The organism is Corynebacterium sp. KPL4015, from assembly GCF_040225725.1.
Taxonomy (GTDB): Bacteria; Actinomycetota; Actinomycetes; order Mycobacteriales; family Mycobacteriaceae; genus Corynebacterium; species Corynebacterium rhinophilum.
The window spans coordinates 48,254-63,534 of record NZ_JBEHGF010000001.1 but is presented as its reverse complement, the minus strand read 5'-3'; the positions used below and the strand labels follow the sequence as shown (position 1 = coordinate 63,534).

Genomic DNA, 15,281 nt, shown 5'->3' with positions numbered 1-15,281 from the left:
ACCGTGATAAATAATAGGCTCGCGCACCGCTTCTTCTTCCTCGCCTGCGCCGGGCTGTCCTTGCTGGTTGGGCTCGCCGCGGGAGCATCCCTGCTCGGCGTGGGGTTCTCGCCGGCTGCCTCCGTCGCCGCAGATCATGGTCCCTTGATGGTCTTTGGCTTTGTCGGCGGCGCTATCGGGCTGGAGCGCGCCGTCGCCGTGCGTACGCGGTGGGCCTGGGCAGGCCCCATCTTCCACGCCGCCGGTTTTGTGGGCATCGTGGCCGGCCTGCCGCGGCAGGTTCCGGCGTTGTGTTTTGCCGCCGGCTTCATCGTGCTGGGGTTTATCTATGCCACCATCCACCGGCGCCAGCCCGCCCTGTCCATCATTGTGCAGGCCACCGGCGTCATCGGCGGGGTAGCGGCGGCACTGCTGTGGGCCATGGAGCCAGCGTTTTCTACCGCGATGCCGCTGTGCGTGCTCTACGTGGTAGCGACGATCATCGGCGAGCGCATGGAGCTGGCCCGCATCACCATGGCCGGCACGCAGGCGGAAAAGCGGATTACGCTGTGGGTTTTGGGGTTGGCGGCGCTCAGCGTGGTCTATATCCTCTCCCCGGCAGTGGGCTATCGCGCGATGGGCGCGGCGCTTATCGGCGTTGCGGTTTCTACCGTGCGCGTGGACGTGGCGAAGAACCTAGTGCGCTCGCGCGGGCTGCCGCGCTATTCCGCCGCGTGCATGCTCGCCGGGTATTTTTGGTTGGCCCTCGGCGGCTATTTCTGGCTGCTCTATGGCGAAAGCTCCGGCTTTGCCTACGACGCCTCGGTGCACGCCATCTTTTTGGGCTTTGTCATGTCCATGATTTTCGCCCATGCCCCCATCATTATTACCTCTGTCATCCGCCGCCACTTGCCCTACCATCCGGTGCTGTTCCTCCCCGTAGCGGTCCTGCACGGCGGGCTGGCGCTGCGCATTCTTGCCGATGTCGCCCGCCACACCGTCGCCTACCAAGTAGGCGGGCTGACTACCATCGCCGCCATCTTGGTTTTCCTCGCCTGCGGCATTACTTTGTCGGTGAAGGAGGCCCACCGTGCACATTAATGACATTTCCCTGGCCGCCCGCAGCCGCTGGCACATCGTGACCGCAGCCCTTATCGGCGCGTGGGTGCTTATCGGCATCGGCATCAACGTGGCGGGTCACCTGGGCGCGCCCGTGGTGTGGTGGGACCTCATCCACCCGCTGACCATCGGCGCGCTGACCACGGCCATCGTTGTATTTTCCACCCACTTCACCGAGGCGCTTACACGCACCGCCAATAACGGATACCGGGGCGTGGGCGCACGCGTGGTACTCATCCAGGTGGGCCTTGTCCTGCTCATTATCGATCGCGCCGGATATGACTGGGGCCTGCTTGCCGATGCCGCCTCCCTCCTCATCATCGCCGCCCTTGCCTGGCAGCTCGTCTTTATCTACACGCGCTTGCGCGGCTCGCTTTCCGGATCGTTTGCGGTGACGGTGCCGTTTTATGCGGCCGCATCCATCTTCATGATTGCCTCCGTGGTGCTGGTGATCTTAAGCGGCAATGGCGTAGGCAACTATTCCTTCCTGGTGGCCGCCCACTCGCGCGGCATGGTGTGGGGGTTTGCGTGGCTGACCATCGTGGGCACCATCGTGACGCTCCTTCCCACCTTGTCCAGCACCGCGATTTCGCCCACCGCGCGCACCAGGTGTACGCGCGGGCTCATCGTCCACTGCACCGGGCTAGCCCTGACCATGGTCTGCGGCGCGGTGGGGTGGACGCGCGCGGCGGGCATCGCCCAGCTGCTCGTCGTGCTCGCCGCCATCATGATCATCCAACCCGTCCTGGCCACCGTGCTGGGGCGCAACCCTCGGCTCACCACAGCATCGGTATCCGTTATCGCAGGACTGCTGTGGATGGTGGCCCTGTGCGCCGGCGATGCCGTCGCCGCAGCGCTCGGCGCTTACCCGCGCGTCATCACGCTGTTTTTGGTTCCGGCCTTCATCGGCGGCGGCATTTTGCAGCTGGTCACCGGCGTCTTGCACCACCTCTTGCCCACGCTGGTGGGAGGCGGTCCTGCCAAGGTGCACCACGGCCGGGATACCGCGGACCGCGCCGGTTTTGCCCGACTCGTTCTCATCAACCTCGGCGCCCTGCTGAGCCTTGTCAACGCCCTGCCTGCTGGGCTTATCCTCATGGGGATGGGCTTAGCATTAAACGTGCTTGCCGTGGGCCGCGCCGTCTACCAACAACAGAATCTGGAGAATTAAATGCTTAGTGTTTCTTCCCCACAGCCACAGGATAAGCCGCCGGAGTCCGGCAACTCCCAATGGGCCTCGTGGTTACTTATCGGTATCGCGCTGGCCGCGGTAATCGCGCTCGCCCTAGTCAATACCACCTCTAAGGACTCCCAGCCATCAAGCTCTGTTGCCGAAGGTGAAACCCACACCATTGACGTAGAAGTCGATGGTATGGCCTTCGTCCCCAACCACGTTGATATCGATCCCGGCACCCACTTGGTGGTTAACTTCACCAATACCGGGGACCAAGTCCACGATCTAAAGATTGGTGATGCCGAAACCGGCCGCGTCGATCCCGGCGATACCGTGCAGCTCGATGCCGGTGTCATCGAATCCAGCATCGAAGGCTACTGCACCATTGCCGGTCACCGCCTGCAAGGTATGACCTTTGACGTCAACGTGGACGATTCCGCGCCAAGCACCGGCGGGCACGATCACCACCATGCCGTGGCAGGGGCATCCAACCCGCACGTTGATGTTCCGAGCGCCGCCGAACTCGGTGCCTCCCGCGAAGGTTTTAGCGCCTATGACGCCTCCCTGGCGCCGGCGGCTAATACCACCACGCATGAAGAAACCTGGTCGATGACCGAGGAAATCGTTGAGGTAGCCCCAGGAGTTAAGCAGATGCAATGGCTTTTTAATGGCCAGGCGCCAGGGCCGACGCTGCGCGGCAAGGTGGGCGATAAGTTCAAGATCACCATCAAGAACGAGGGCAGCATGGCCCATTCCATCGACTTCCACGCCGGTGAGGTCAACCCGGATGAAAACATGAAGTCCATCCAGCCCGGGGAAGAACTAACCTACGAATTCACCGCGAATCGCTCCGGCATTTGGATGTACCACTGCTCAACCGCCCCGATGTCCCTGCACATCGCCAACGGCATGGCCGGCAACGTCATCATCGATCCACCAGATCTCAAGGACGTGGATGCCGAGTACAACTTCATCGCCAACGATGTATTCCTCGGTGAGGAAAAGACCGGCGCTGACGCCCAGCGCGTGGCCGACGGCGACTTCGACCTCATGGCCTTTAATTACTACCCCAGCCAGTACGACGTCGACCCCATCAAGGCCAAGGTAGGCGATACCGTCCGCCTGTGGATCCTGAACGTGGGCCCCGATCAGCCGCTTAGCTTCCACGTGGTGGGCGAGCAATTTGATACCGCCTATAAGGAAGGTGCTTACCTCATCAAGGACGAGGATAAGACCGGTTCGCAGGCCTTCGACCTACTTCCCGCGCAAGGCGGGTTTGTGGAAATGACCTTCAACGAGCCCGGAACCTATTCCTTTGTCAACCACATCATGACCAACGCGGAAAAGGGACAGCACGGCAAGTTCGTCGTTACCGAATAAAGCGTTGCCAACCCCACCCCGTCCTTCGCGCTCACCAGGGCACTGCCGATAGGTAGTTCCACCTCTCCCCGTGAGCGCGAAGGGGCGGGGTTCTTTATTGCTAGCCTCTCCTTGGCGCTCACTGGGTGGAAGTATCTACGGGCGCACCGCCTTGCCGGTGAGCGCGAAGGGCGCGTGGGAGGCGAGTGGTGGGTGCATGGGGAGCGCCGGAGTAAACGTAGACATAAGGAAACCGCCGCGGGCCATCCAAATATTGGACAGCGCGCAGCGGTGAAAGGACCGAGGAACTACCTAGGCACCGTGGCCCGGGGTTTCTCCTTCCAATTGCTTCCGGTTGGAGCGGATAGGCTCCCACGCGGTATTGGAGCGCATCGGGGTGGTGCGCTCATCGCGGGAACGGTAGACCACGTACGGGCGGGTAACGTAGCCGACCGGCGCCGAGAACGCGTGGACAAGGCGGGTAAAGGGCCACACGGCGATGATGGTGAATCCGCAGAGGACGTGGACCTTAAATTGCCACGGGGCACTGGCCATGAGGTCTGGCTGGATGTTGAAGATCAACAGCTGGCGCAGCCACGGGGAAATGGTTTCGCGGTAGTCGTACCCGCCGGTGCCGGCGAGGTCAAAAAGCTGCAGGGTAAAGGTGGCAAAAGAACCCGATACCAGTGCGAGGCCGAGCAGCGCGTACATGACCTTATCCGAGGTGGAGGTGGACAAGAATACGGAGCGGTTCTTTAGCCTGCGGTACAGCAAACCGGCAAAGCCCAGCAGGACCGCCAGAGCGGCGATGGAGCCGGGGATGGTGGCCAAGAGATGGTAGGCGTGGTCGCTGATGCCAACGGCCTGGGTCCAAGATTTGGGGAATGCCAAGCCCATTAGGTGGCCAATGACCACGAAGACCATGCCCCAGTGGAAAAGCGGCGAGGATAAACGCAGCAGCTTGGATTCATAGATTTGGGAGGAGTGGGTGGTCCAGCCGAATTGGTCGGAACGCCACCGCCAGAAGATGCCCACAAAGAACGCCGCGATGGCTAACCACGGGAAGGCACCCCAGAGGAAGTTATCAAACATGATGTGGCTCCTAGACGAGGTCTGGTTGGGTAGTGGGGAAGGGAAGGTCTGCAATGCCGACCATCTCGGCGGGTGGGCCGGTGCGGATGAGATCGACGTACTTTTGCGCGGTATCAGAATCGACTTCTGGAAGGGCCTTGCACAGCGCGACGATCAAGCTGACATACGGCGAACGCTCGCGGGCGAGGGCCGCGCGCAGCACCTCGATTCCTTCGCGGTAGCTGGCCACTAATTCGACGGCGCGCTCGTGCGTATCCCCCTCGCTCATGGCGAGGGCTTCGAGGACGACGCAGAGGTGATCAGGTAGCTCTGCATCCGAAATCTCGAAGCCGAGCGATTCTAATTGCTGGCGGAAGGACAAAATGGCCATTCCACGCTGGCGGGTATCGCCAACAGCAAAGTAGGACAGGTACAGCGCGCAGCGTCGGCGCTGGTCAAAGGTCTCGACGTAGTGTTCTTCCAAGCCGCGGGGGCCGATGCTGCGGGCCCATTCGGCGAAGTTGATGAAGTCGGTGGCAATGGCCAGCGGCAGGTCATCTACTTGGTCTTCGACCGCGGAGAGGCGGTCAAAGATATCTTCGCCGGGGTAATTCAGCAGCACGGACACGGCCATGGCGACGATTCGCCGCTGGTCTTCAGTGACCTCGACCGGCGTGACAAATTCATTGGGGACTTGACCTGTGTGGGTGCGCAGCGTCTTTTCGACGTCCTTGGCACCGCCCATGGAACCGATGCCAGCGGGTGTTCCGAATCCTGCCACGGGGGCATCGCCACCCTGCTGGGCCGATTGCCGCTGCAGGGATTCCTGGCGTTTGCGGAGTTTATCGAAGATATTCACGGCTTCACCTACTTCCGCGGCGGGAACATGGCATCGGGGCGGTCGCCGCTCCAGGAGAGCAGCGAGACCTTACCTTGCGGTTCGGCGCCGTGGGTGCAGGCCTCGGGCGCGCCCATGCCAAGGTCGTGGAAGACGTCTTCGGAGGCCTTGGCTGGGTCCACATCGCCAAACGGATCCAAATCGGTAATGCCGCGCGGGGATTCCGGCGAGGCGGTGGGAATGACGTAGCGGTCATCGTATTTAGCGATGGACAACAGGCGGTACATGCCTTCCATGTCCCTGCCCGTCATACCGACTGCCTGGGCGATCTCCTCTTGCGGTTCGTTGCCCAGGTTGATATCGCGCATATACGAGCGCATAGCGACGAGCCGGCGCAGCGACTTTTCTACCGGGACGGTATCGCCGGCGGTAAATAGGCCTGCCAAGTATTCCAGCGGAATGCGCATATTCGATAGCGCCGAGAAGAGGATCTTGTGGTCCTCGCCGTCGTTGCCGGTTGCGGTCACCTTGTCAACGATGGGCGACAGCGGCGGGATGTACCAGACCATCGGCAGCGTGCGATACTCCGGGTGCAGCGGCAGAGCGACGCCGTACTTGAAGATGAGATCGTAAATCGGCGACTGCTGCGCGGCGTCGATCCAGGAGTGCGGGATGCCCTCGGCCTGAGCTGCGCGGACAACCTCTGGATCGTGTGGGTCGAGCATGATCGACTTTTGGGCCTCGAAAAGGTCCTGCTCATTCTCGGTGGAGGCGGCCTCGGCGACACGGTCGGCATCGTAGAGGATGACGCCCAAGTAACGCAGGCGGCCCACGCAGGTCTCGGAGCACACGGTGGGCTGTCCCACCTCGAGGCGCGGGTAGCACAGCGTGCACTTTTCGGCCTTGCCAGTTTTGTGGTTGAAGTAGACCTTCTTATACGGGCAGCCGGATACGCACATGCGCCAGCCGCGGCAGCGGTCCTGGTCCACCAAGACGATGCCGTCCTCGGTGCGCTTGTACATCGCACCGGAGGGGCAGGAGGATACGCAGGTCGGGTTCATGCAGTGCTCGCAAATACGCGGCAGGTAGAACATGAACGAGTCTTCGATTTCCTTCTTGACCTCGAGGTTCATGTTGTGGAGCACGGGGTCATCGTCAAGCGTGGCAGTAGAGCCACCCAGGTTATCGTCCCAGTTGGAGGACCATTCAATCTTGCCGATGTCCCGGCCGTCGATCTGGGAGACCGGCTTGGCGGTCGGCTGGGTCTTCTGGCCCGCCTCGGCGCCCATCAGGTCCTCGTACTGGTAGGTCCAGGGCTCGTAGTAATCCTGGATGGTGGGCAGGTTGGGGTTGTGGAAGAGGGTAGCCAGCTTCTTGAGGCGGCCGCCGGCCTTGGGCTTGATCTTGCCGGATGCCGTGCGCTCCCAGCCGCCCTTCCACTTTTCCTGGTCCTCCCAGGTGCGCGGGTAGCCGAGGCCGGGGCGGGTTTCGACGTTATTGAACCAGATGTACTCGGTGCCTTCGCGGTTGGTCCATGCCTGCTTACAGGTAACTGAACACGTGTGGCAACCAATGCACTTGTCCAGGTTCATGATCATGGAGATTTGGGCCATGACTTTCATTAGTAGGATACCTCCTGGGAACGGCGGCGCACGCGGGTGACTTCATCGCGGTTATTGCCGGTAGGGCCGATGTAGTTGAAGTGGTAGGTCAGCTGGCCATAGCCGCCAGCGATGTGCACCGGTTTGATGGAAATGCGGGTCAGCGAGTTGTGCGTGCCGCCGCGGCGGCCGGTGTGCTCGTTGATCGGCGTGCCCACGGTGCGCTCCTGTGCGTGGTTGCACAGCATAGTTCCCTCCGGGATGCGGTGGGAAACAATGGCGCGGGCGGAAACAACGCCGTTGCGGTTATATACCTCAACCCAGTCATTGTCTGTCACACCGATTTTCTCGGCGTCCTTATTGGACATCCAGACCACCTGGCCACCGCGCGAGATGGAGAGCACGTGCAGGTTGTCGAAGTACTGCGAGTGGATGGACCACTTATTGTGCGTGGTCAAGTAACGCAGCGTGACTTCGGCCTCGCCGCGGTCATTGGTCAATTCCGTGCCCGGCGCGAATTCGCCGTGCATGTGGACGTGATCTAGCGGTGGGCGGAAGATCGGCAGCGATTCGCCGTAGTCCATAAACCAGTCGTGGTCGATGTAGTACTGCATGCGGCCGGTCAGCGTGTGCCACGGCTTATCAAACTCGACGTTGATGGAAAAGGCGGTGTAGCGGCGCTTATTACGCTTATCGGCGGTCCACTCGGGAGAGGTGATGACCTCCTTCGGGCGTTCCTTGATGTCATCCCAGGTGATGCGTACGTCTTCATCGGGAGTGCCCAGTGGCGTCAGATCCTTGCCGGTGCGTGAGGATAGGAACTCAAAACCTTGCTTGGCTAGCTCACCGTTGGAGACACCAGACAGGTGCAAGATGGCGTCGATGACCTTGGTGTCCTTGGACAGATCCACCAGCTCGCCCATGGAGGTCTCCGTGGTGCCGCAGATGAGCTCGAGTTCTTTGACCTGCTTTTCTACGTTGAACTTGGTGCCGTGCACGCCGGTGCCGGCCTTGGCGGGAAGCGGGCCCAAGTGCGCCCACTTTTCGTAGACCTTGGTGTAATCGCGCTCGACAACGTGCAGCTTTGGCATCGTGACCCCAGGGATAAGGCCCTGTTCTTCGGGGTCGGGGACGATGCCGTTGGGCATGCCAAGCTCGTCCGGGCTGTCGTGGTGGCTCGGCTGGGTAATGACATCGCGCTGCACGCCCAGCCACTTGGTGGCTTTATCAGAGAGCGCTGCGGCCAAGTCCCGGAAGACCTCGTAGTCCGAGCGGGCCTCCCACGGCGGGTTAATCGCCGCGTTAAATGAGTGCAGGTACGGGTGCATGTCGGTAGAGGACATGTCGTGCTTTTCGTACCAGGTTGCGGCCGGGAAAATGAGGTCCGAAACCAGCGTGGTGGAGGTATTGCGGAAGTCCGTGGTCATCATCAGATCCAGCTTGCCCTCCGGTGCCTTATCCACCCACTTGATGCTGCGCGGGCGGTCTTCGGGGGCGAGTTCTTCCGCGGTAGCGTCCGAGTCGATGCCCAGCAGGTGGCGCAGGAAGAACTCGGTGCCCTTGGCGGACGAGCCGAGCAGGTTGGTGCGCCAGTTGAGCAGGATGCGCGGCCAGTTCTCCTCGGCAGACGGGTTGTCATAGGAGAACTCTAGGCGGCCGCTTTCTAGCTCTTGGACCACGTAGTCATTGATGTCCATGCCGGCCTCATCGGCTTCATCGGCAAGGAAGAGGGAGTTGCGGTTGAACTGCGGGTAGGCCGGCATCCAGCCGCGGCGCATGGATTCCGCCATGGTATCGGAGACCATCTTGTCCCCGATGGAACCGTGGCTAGCCAGCGGCGAGCCCAAGTGGGACGCGCGCGAATTATCGTAGCGGTACTGCTCGGTGGCGAAGTAGTAGAAGCCGGTAGAAATCATGTGGCGCGGCGGGCGCTGCCAGTCGGCGGCCATGGCCCACTGGGTCCAGCCGTTGATGGGGCGCAGCTTTTCCTGACCCACGTAGTGTGCCCAACCGCCGCCATTGACGCCCTGGGTGCCGCACATGGAGGTCAGCGCCAAGAAGGTGCGGTAGATATTATCGGCGTGGAAGTAGTGGTTGACTCCCGCGCCCATGATGATCTGCGAGCGGCCCTTGGAATCCGCGGCGTTTTGTGCAAATTCGCGGCCGATGCGGATGGCGGTATCGGCAGCCACGCCCGTGAGCTCTTCCTGCCAGGCGGGGGTGCCGACCTCGCTGGCATCGTGGAAGTCCTTCGGCCAGCTACCCGGCAGGTGGAGATCCTCGCGGTTGACGCCGTAGTGGGCGAGCATGATGTCGAAGACGGTGGTAACCAGCTTGCCGTCGACCTCGCGGACGGGGACGCCGCGGTGGACGATGCCCGCGCCAATGGGCTTGTCGGTCCCCACGTCCTCTGGGTTGGTATCCAGGTCAAAGCGGGGGAAGAGCACCTCGGCGGTGTCAAAGCGATCGGTTTCTGCGATGGACATGACCGGATCGGCGTTATCCAGCGCCAGGTTCCACTTGGCGCTCTCGTTATCCCAGCGGTCTGCCACGGTGCCGCCTGGGTCAACGATGCGTCCGTCTTCTTCCATCACAAGGCCACGGTGGGTGGCGTTGGGGGAGGAGTTCAAGGTGGCATCGGCAAGCTGCGAGGCGGTGAGGAATTTGCCTGGGGTGTAGGTGCCGTCGCCGTGGTCTTCCAGGGATACCAGGAAGGGCGAGTCGGTGTATTTGCGCATGTAGTTCAGGAAGTACGGTTCCTGGCGGTCCACGTGGAAGGTCTTCAAGATGACGTGGCCCATGGCAAAGGCGAGCGCGGCATCCGTTCCTGGCTCGATGCGGGCCCACTCATCGGCGAACTTGGTATTATCCGCAAAGTCGGGCGAGACCACGACGACCTTGGTGCCCTTGTAGCGCGATTCCACCATGAAGTGGGCGTCCGGGGTGCGGGTGACCGGGATATTCGAGCCCCACATCCTGAGGTAGGAAGAGTTGTACCAGTCGCCGGATTCCGGGACGTCGGTCTGGTCGCCGAAGGTCTGCGGGGATGCCGGCGGCAGGTCGGCGTACCAGTCATAGAAGGAGAGCGCGACGCCGCCGATGGTCTGCAAGAAGCGCATGCCCGCGCCATAGGAAATCTGCGACATGGCCGGGATCACGGTAAAGCCGTTGATGCGGTCAGGACCGTACTTGCGGATGGTGTAGACGTGCGCGGCCGAGGCGATGTCGATGGCCTCTTCATAAGAGATGCGGATGAGCCCGCCCTTGCCGCGCTGGGAGATATACGCCTTGCGCTTTTCGGGGTCCTCTTGGATGGCGCGCCAAGCCAGGACGGAATCGCCGTGCTTAGCCTTTTCCTCGCGGAACATATCTACCAGCACGCCGCGGGCATACGGGTAGCGCACGCGGGTAGGAGAGTAGGTGTACCAGGAAAAGGAGGCTCCACGCGGGCAGCCGCGGGGCTCGTATTCCGGCATGTCATTGCCAGTGGTGGGGTAATCCACCGCCTGGGATTCCCAGGTGATGACGCCGTCTTTGACGTAGACCTTCCACGAGCACGAACCGGTGCAGTTCACGCCGTGGGTGGAGCGCACCATCTTGTCGAAGGCCCAGCGGTTGCGGTAAAAGACGTCCGCCTGGCGGCCGCCCTTTAAGAAAAGCTGCTGACCAGAATCGGTAGCTTCGCCTTTGCGCAGGTAGGCACCGAACTTAAAGAGCGGATTTGAAGAGCCCTTTTCGGGCGCGAAGTATGCAGTCATGGGGTTGAAAGCTCCTAATTATCCGGGAAATGGGGCGTTGGGGCGGGCGTAGTAGATCCACACCAACACGGTGGTAATGGCAAAGTACACGGCGCAGCCCCAGAAGAACGTCGGTGCAGACATCATGGAAAGCAAGACACCTGCGACAAACGGGCCGAAGGCGCCGATGGCACCGGTCCAACCGATAACGCCGCCTGCTTGGCGCTTGGGCAAAATCATGGGCATTTGCTTAAACGTGCCGGCGTTGCCCAAGCCCGTGAAGAAGAAGAAAATGAGCATGGTGCCCAGGAACCACCAGACCTCATCCGGCTCGTCCGGGGTGAGGAAGAAGGTAGCCACGACGGTAAAGATGGTCATGCCCAGGCAGCCAATGAAGGTCCAGATGGCGCCGCCGAACTTATCGCACAGCGGGCCCCACAGGGCGCGGACGAGCGCACCGATAAGTGGTCCGAGGAAGGCGTAGCTCGCGCCGGCGGGCAGGTTCTCGTAGGTGCCGGCAAATTCGGAGCCTTCGCCGAAGATCTGGTTAATAAGCAGCGCGGTTTGCGCGGCGAAGCCTGAAAATGCGCCGAAGGTCATGAAGTAGACGACGGTAAGAATCCAGGTGTTCTTATTGCCAAAGATGTCCATCTGCTGGCGGAAATTCGCCTTCACGGGAACATCCTTGAGCAGGGTCCATGCCAGGAATGCGCCGACGATGGCCCACGGCACCAAGAAGATGGCGGGGTTGTGGACAAAGATTTCGCCGTCATCGGTGCGCTGCGGGGCAACAAAACCTACACCCAACAGGGTAAAGCCCATGAGCCATGGGGCAACCAGCTGGATAAAGGAGATACCGAAGTTACCGATGCCGGCCTGGATACCCAGCGCGGTACCGGACAGGCGCTTGGGGAAGAAGTAGCCGGTCGAGGGCATGAAGCCGGAGAACACGCCGCCGCCGATGCCGGAGAGGAAGGCGAGGGTCATCAGCCACCAGTACGGGGTGGAGGAGTCCTGTACCGCGAAGAACCAGCCCAGCATGGGGATGATAAACAGCAGCGAGGAGCTGAAGACGAGCTTGCGCGTGCCGAGGATGGGCGGCAGGAACATGAAGACGAGACGGAAGATACCGCACGCCAATCCGGGGATGGCTGTTAGCCAGTAGAGCTGGCTGCGGGTTAAGTCGAAACCAATCTGGTTCAACTGCGGGGCAATTGCCGATACGAGGTACCAAGTGGCAAAGCCAATGATAAGAACAAATGTGGAGATCCACAGCGTGCGCCAGGCAATTTTGGAATCCCAGTGGTCGGAATCTTCTGGATCCCAACCTTGGATGACTTTGCCTGAGGTATCAAGAGCGGTCATGATTTCCTCACAGGTAGTAGGTCGTTCAACTCCTTAATCTACCGGCGACTATGCTCGAAAAGGTAAATAAAAACGGTAAAATCCGTATCTAATTACGGCATACAAATGTTGCGTAATTCTTGATCGATTCCGATGCCGCAGGTTAGCCCCGTGCCCCAAATGTGTTGGTGTCGAAAACTGAATGATGTGATATTAACCACACTCCACAGTGGGAAAGGAATGAGACTTATGTCCCAAAGAAAGGCACAGATAATCGTCAGCTCGGACCGCATTTTGGCCGGGGAAAAACCGAACCGCGCCGGGGAGAAAGCGGCAGAAATCCTGCGCACCCACGACATCGATGTCGCGCCACCGAGCATCGTGCCGGAGGGCCTTAAGCCAGTCGACGACGCGCTGCGGACCGCCGTGGATACCGGCACCGATATAGTCGTGGTAATCGGCGGCACCGGCATCGGGGCGACGAACCTGACCCCAGAGGTCACCGAGCGCTATATCAAGGCCCGCCTCTACGGCCTGGAGACCCAGGTGCTCCTGCGCGGGCTCGAGTCCTCGCCCAAGGCGGGTCTGTCCCGCGGGATCATCGGCATGACCGACCACGGCGGCGGCAGCCTCATTATCAATTGCGCCTCATCCACCGGCGCCGTGGCAGATGCCCTTGGGGTTATTGCGCCGCTGCTTGCCGATGTCTTTCGCTCCCGCGGCGAATAATGCCTCCCTCACCATCCCTTCGCGCTCACGGGGAGGGCGGCGTGTACTTGCCTTAGCCGCGCCGGTGAGCGCGAAGGGCGGGGTGCGGTGGAATGTCCTGCAATTCGGCAGGGGTATCGTAATCGCGCTCGGCACCGGTGCCGGCCACCTCGACGAAATCGGCGCCGCGGATAAGCCTTTTTACGGAGACATCGCGGGTCGACTCCAGCGCGCCCAAGCGTTCGAAGATCGCATCGGTATGCCACAGCGAACACAGGGGCTGTAAGTACCCATCCGCGGCGCGGGTAATCGCGGCATCGGCGCTGGGCGCGGCCTGCAACGCGTAGTTAAGGTGCGGGAGGAGCTGCGGGGAATCGGGAGCATCCACAGCGAAGAGTGCCAGGCGGTCGCAATGCGACAAAGCGCGCGCACCAGCTTCGATGCCGGCGACAGGGCCGCCGAAAAGCGGCGACTCGCACACCTGCGGCAGGCTGAGGTAATGCGGGGAAATAACGATAGACGGCATGCCATAGGGAAGCTGGCGCAGCAGGCGGTCCACCAAGCGCAGGCCAAAGGCGCGCACCTGTGCCTTATCCGCCCCGCCCATGCGGCGCGATTGCCCGCCGGCCAGAATGATCGCGCCGTCCATTAAGCCTCCGAGAGGGTCCTAGACCAATCGCCGGAGCGCCCGCCCGATTTCGCCACGATGCCACAGCGACGAATAAAAGCAGAGCGGTCGACGCCCTTGACCATGTCAATGAGCGCCAAGGCGGCAACGTTGACCGCGGTCAGAGCCTCCATTTCCACGCCGGTGCGGTCGGCGGTGCGCACGGTGGCGGTGATCTTCACGTGGGCATCGGCAAGCTCCAGATCCACCGCGCAGCCATGCACGCCAATGGTGTGCGCGAGCGGCAGGAGCTCCGGGACCTTCTTCGCCGCAGAAATGCCGGCGATGCGCGCGACCGCCAGCACGTCACCCTTGGGCACGGTGCCCTCGCGCAGCGCGGTCATGACCTCCGGGGAACAGGCGACCTCACCCTCGGCCGTGGCGGTGCGCACGGTCGGCTGTTTCTCGGTCACATCGACCATGTAGGCGGTGCCGGCGGAATTGAGGTGGGTAAACTCCATGAAACATTCTCCTCTTTAATACAGATAAACGGTGGTCTCTTCGCCCGCGGCGGGGGCAGGTCCATCAATGATGCAATACCCATTCGTACCGGCCAGCGAGACCACCCGGTGGCTGCCACGGCTTAACGCGCCAGTAATCCTGGGCTTTCCCGCAAAGCTTACGGTCACAGGAACGATGATGGGGCGTGCGCTTGCCGATGGCAGCGAAACCTCCACCTTCGCACTCAGCTGCACGGTCTCCCGCGGGTGCGGCTGGCCCGATAAGGCGGCGATAAGCGGGCGTGCATAGAGCTGGAAACCGACGAAAGCCGCCACCGGATTGCCCGGCAGCGCAAGCACCGGAACATCCCGCCACCTGCCGATGCCCTGCGGCGCACCGGGCCGCTGGTGAACGTGCCCGAACCACGAATTATCGCCCGTGCCCAGCACCCCGTGCACCACATCGAAAGCGCCGGCCGATACCCCGCCGGAGGTAATGATGAGGTCGTGGGATGCGCTGAGCTCATCGAACAATCTGGATAACTCCGCAGGATCGTCGCCCACGTGCGAGTAGGACTCCGTGTGGGCGAGGGAGGCGAGCATCGGCCCATTGGAATCCGGCAGGCGCCCTGGGGCGAGTTCATCCGGATAGGCGGATAGCTCATTGCCGGAAGAAATCACCGCGATGCGCGGGCGCCGGTAAGCCTTTACAGAATAGATGCCGGTGGATATAAGCGCCGCGATAACCGCCGCGTTCGCGGTGGCGCCGGCAGGGGCAACTATGGTGCCGGGTTGTATATCTTCTCCAGCGGGGCGGATATGGGTTTTTGCAGGCGCGGCGGTGATGGTGACCTCGCGCGGCAACTCCGTGGGACCAGACGGGACGGTGGTGTTTTCTACTGGGACGACGATTAAGCCAGTGGCATCGCCCACCGGGGCCCCGGTCATGATGCGAACGGCCTGGCCGGCGGGTACTGCCTGAGCGGTAGCACCGGCGGGGACATCGCCTGCGACCGGCAGCGTCCACGGTCCCGGGCCCGAAATATCAGCGGCGCGGACGAGGAATCCATCCATGGCGGAATTGGCAAACGGTGGGACGGGAAAGCGCGCGGTCGCATCCTCCGCTAATACCCGTCCGCACAGCGCGGGGCCAACGGGTACGGACTCTGCGCGCGGTGTCGGCGCCAGTGCCAAAACCGCGGAAAGGTGCTCAGAAATGGAACGCGATGCGGACATAAATAATT

At 61.7% G+C, this 15,281-nt stretch carries 12 protein-coding genes; 4 read left to right on the top strand and 8 right to left on the bottom strand.

Annotated features, from left to right (window positions below):
- The first annotated feature begins 3 nt into the window (after positions 1-3).
- From ABRP64_RS00310 to ABRP64_RS00300, 3 genes are read left to right on the top strand one after another with little or no spacing between them, the layout of a single operon-like run.
- A complete protein-coding gene (locus ABRP64_RS00310; protein WP_284782554.1) occupies positions 4-1,080 on the top strand; it encodes a DUF8744 domain-containing protein in 1,077 nt (358 codons plus the stop codon).
- Complete coding sequence (locus ABRP64_RS00305; protein ID WP_349865017.1) at positions 1,070-2,269, top strand: beta-carotene 15,15'-monooxygenase; 1,200 nt, start codon at positions 1,070-1,072, stop codon at positions 2,267-2,269. The genes ABRP64_RS00310 and ABRP64_RS00305 overlap by 11 nt, the downstream gene beginning before the upstream one ends.
- Positions 2,270-3,652, top strand: coding sequence for a multicopper oxidase domain-containing protein (locus ABRP64_RS00300; RefSeq protein WP_284782555.1), 1,383 nt, complete (start codon positions 2,270-2,272; stop codon positions 3,650-3,652).
- 291 nt (positions 3,653-3,943) lie between these two features.
- Here ABRP64_RS00300 and narI read toward each other — a convergent pair whose 3' ends face one another.
- From narI to ABRP64_RS00275, 5 genes are read right to left on the bottom strand one after another with little or no spacing between them, the layout of a single operon-like run.
- A complete protein-coding gene (gene narI, locus ABRP64_RS00295) occupies positions 3,944-4,723 on the bottom strand; it encodes a respiratory nitrate reductase subunit gamma (protein WP_005280178.1) in 780 nt (259 codons plus the stop codon).
- 10 nt (positions 4,724-4,733) lie between these two features.
- Positions 4,734-5,561: a nitrate reductase molybdenum cofactor assembly chaperone gene (gene narJ / locus ABRP64_RS00290; protein WP_284769850.1), complete on the bottom strand. Its 828-nt coding sequence runs from the start codon at positions 5,559-5,561 to the stop codon at positions 4,734-4,736.
- 8 nt (positions 5,562-5,569) lie between these two features.
- Complete coding sequence (gene narH / locus ABRP64_RS00285; protein WP_126318814.1) at positions 5,570-7,162, bottom strand: nitrate reductase subunit beta; 1,593 nt, start codon at positions 7,160-7,162, stop codon at positions 5,570-5,572.
- Positions 7,162-10,899 carry a nitrate reductase subunit alpha gene (locus ABRP64_RS00280; RefSeq protein WP_349865014.1) on the bottom strand — a complete coding sequence of 1,246 codons (3,738 nt, stop codon included), beginning with the start codon at positions 10,897-10,899 and terminating at the stop codon, positions 7,162-7,164. The genes narH and ABRP64_RS00280 overlap by 1 nt, the downstream gene beginning before the upstream one ends.
- 18 nt (positions 10,900-10,917) lie before the next feature.
- A complete protein-coding gene (locus tag ABRP64_RS00275; RefSeq protein WP_284853516.1) occupies positions 10,918-12,243 on the bottom strand; it encodes a nitrate/nitrite transporter in 1,326 nt (441 codons plus the stop codon).
- Between the two features lie 228 nt (positions 12,244-12,471).
- Here ABRP64_RS00275 and ABRP64_RS00270 point away from each other — a divergent pair, with 228 nt between their 5' ends.
- On the top strand, positions 12,472-12,951 hold the full coding sequence (locus ABRP64_RS00270) for a molybdopterin-binding protein (protein WP_284782557.1): 480 nt from the start codon (positions 12,472-12,474) through the stop codon (positions 12,949-12,951).
- Positions 12,952-13,003: 52 nt separating this feature from the next.
- On the opposite strand, the gene mobA is transcribed toward ABRP64_RS00270, so the two are convergent.
- From mobA to ABRP64_RS00255, 3 genes are read right to left on the bottom strand one after another with little or no spacing between them, the layout of a single operon-like run.
- Complete coding sequence (gene mobA / locus ABRP64_RS00265) at positions 13,004-13,579, bottom strand: molybdenum cofactor guanylyltransferase (protein ID WP_349865012.1); 576 nt, start codon at positions 13,577-13,579, stop codon at positions 13,004-13,006.
- A complete protein-coding gene (moaC, locus tag ABRP64_RS00260) occupies positions 13,579-14,058 on the bottom strand; it encodes a cyclic pyranopterin monophosphate synthase MoaC (protein ID WP_284850272.1) in 480 nt (159 codons plus the stop codon). The genes mobA and moaC overlap by 1 nt, the downstream gene beginning before the upstream one ends.
- Before the next feature lie 15 nt (positions 14,059-14,073).
- Entirely contained in the window at positions 14,074-15,273 is a 1,200-nt protein-coding gene (locus tag ABRP64_RS00255) for a molybdopterin molybdotransferase MoeA (protein ID WP_349865010.1), read from the bottom strand.
- Between the last annotated feature and the right edge of the window lie 8 nt (positions 15,274-15,281).

Excerpts from the sequence above, each read along its gene's own strand:
- ABRP64_RS00300 (WP_284782555.1), top strand. The coding sequence starts at position 2,270 with ATGCTTAGTGTTTCTTCCCCACAGCCACAGGATAAGCCGCCGGAGTCC.
- narI (WP_005280178.1), bottom strand. The coding sequence starts at position 4,723 with ATGTTTGATAACTTCCTCTGGGGTGCCTTCCCGTGGTTAGCCATCGCG.
- narH (WP_126318814.1), bottom strand. The coding sequence starts at position 7,162 with ATGAAAGTCATGGCCCAAATCTCCATGATCATGAACCTGGACAAGTGC.
- ABRP64_RS00280 (WP_349865014.1), bottom strand. The coding sequence starts at position 10,899 with ATGACTGCATACTTCGCGCCCGAAAAGGGCTCTTCAAATCCGCTCTTT.
- ABRP64_RS00275 (WP_284853516.1), bottom strand. The coding sequence starts at position 12,243 with ATGACCGCTCTTGATACCTCAGGCAAAGTCATCCAAGGTTGGGATCCA.
- ABRP64_RS00270 (WP_284782557.1), top strand. The coding sequence starts at position 12,472 with ATGTCCCAAAGAAAGGCACAGATAATCGTCAGCTCGGACCGCATTTTG.
- mobA (WP_349865012.1), bottom strand. The coding sequence starts at position 13,579 with ATGGACGGCGCGATCATTCTGGCCGGCGGGCAATCGCGCCGCATGGGC.
- moaC (WP_284850272.1), bottom strand. The coding sequence starts at position 14,058 with ATGGAGTTTACCCACCTCAATTCCGCCGGCACCGCCTACATGGTCGAT.
- ABRP64_RS00255 (WP_349865010.1), bottom strand. The coding sequence starts at position 15,273 with ATGTCCGCATCGCGTTCCATTTCTGAGCACCTTTCCGCGGTTTTGGCA.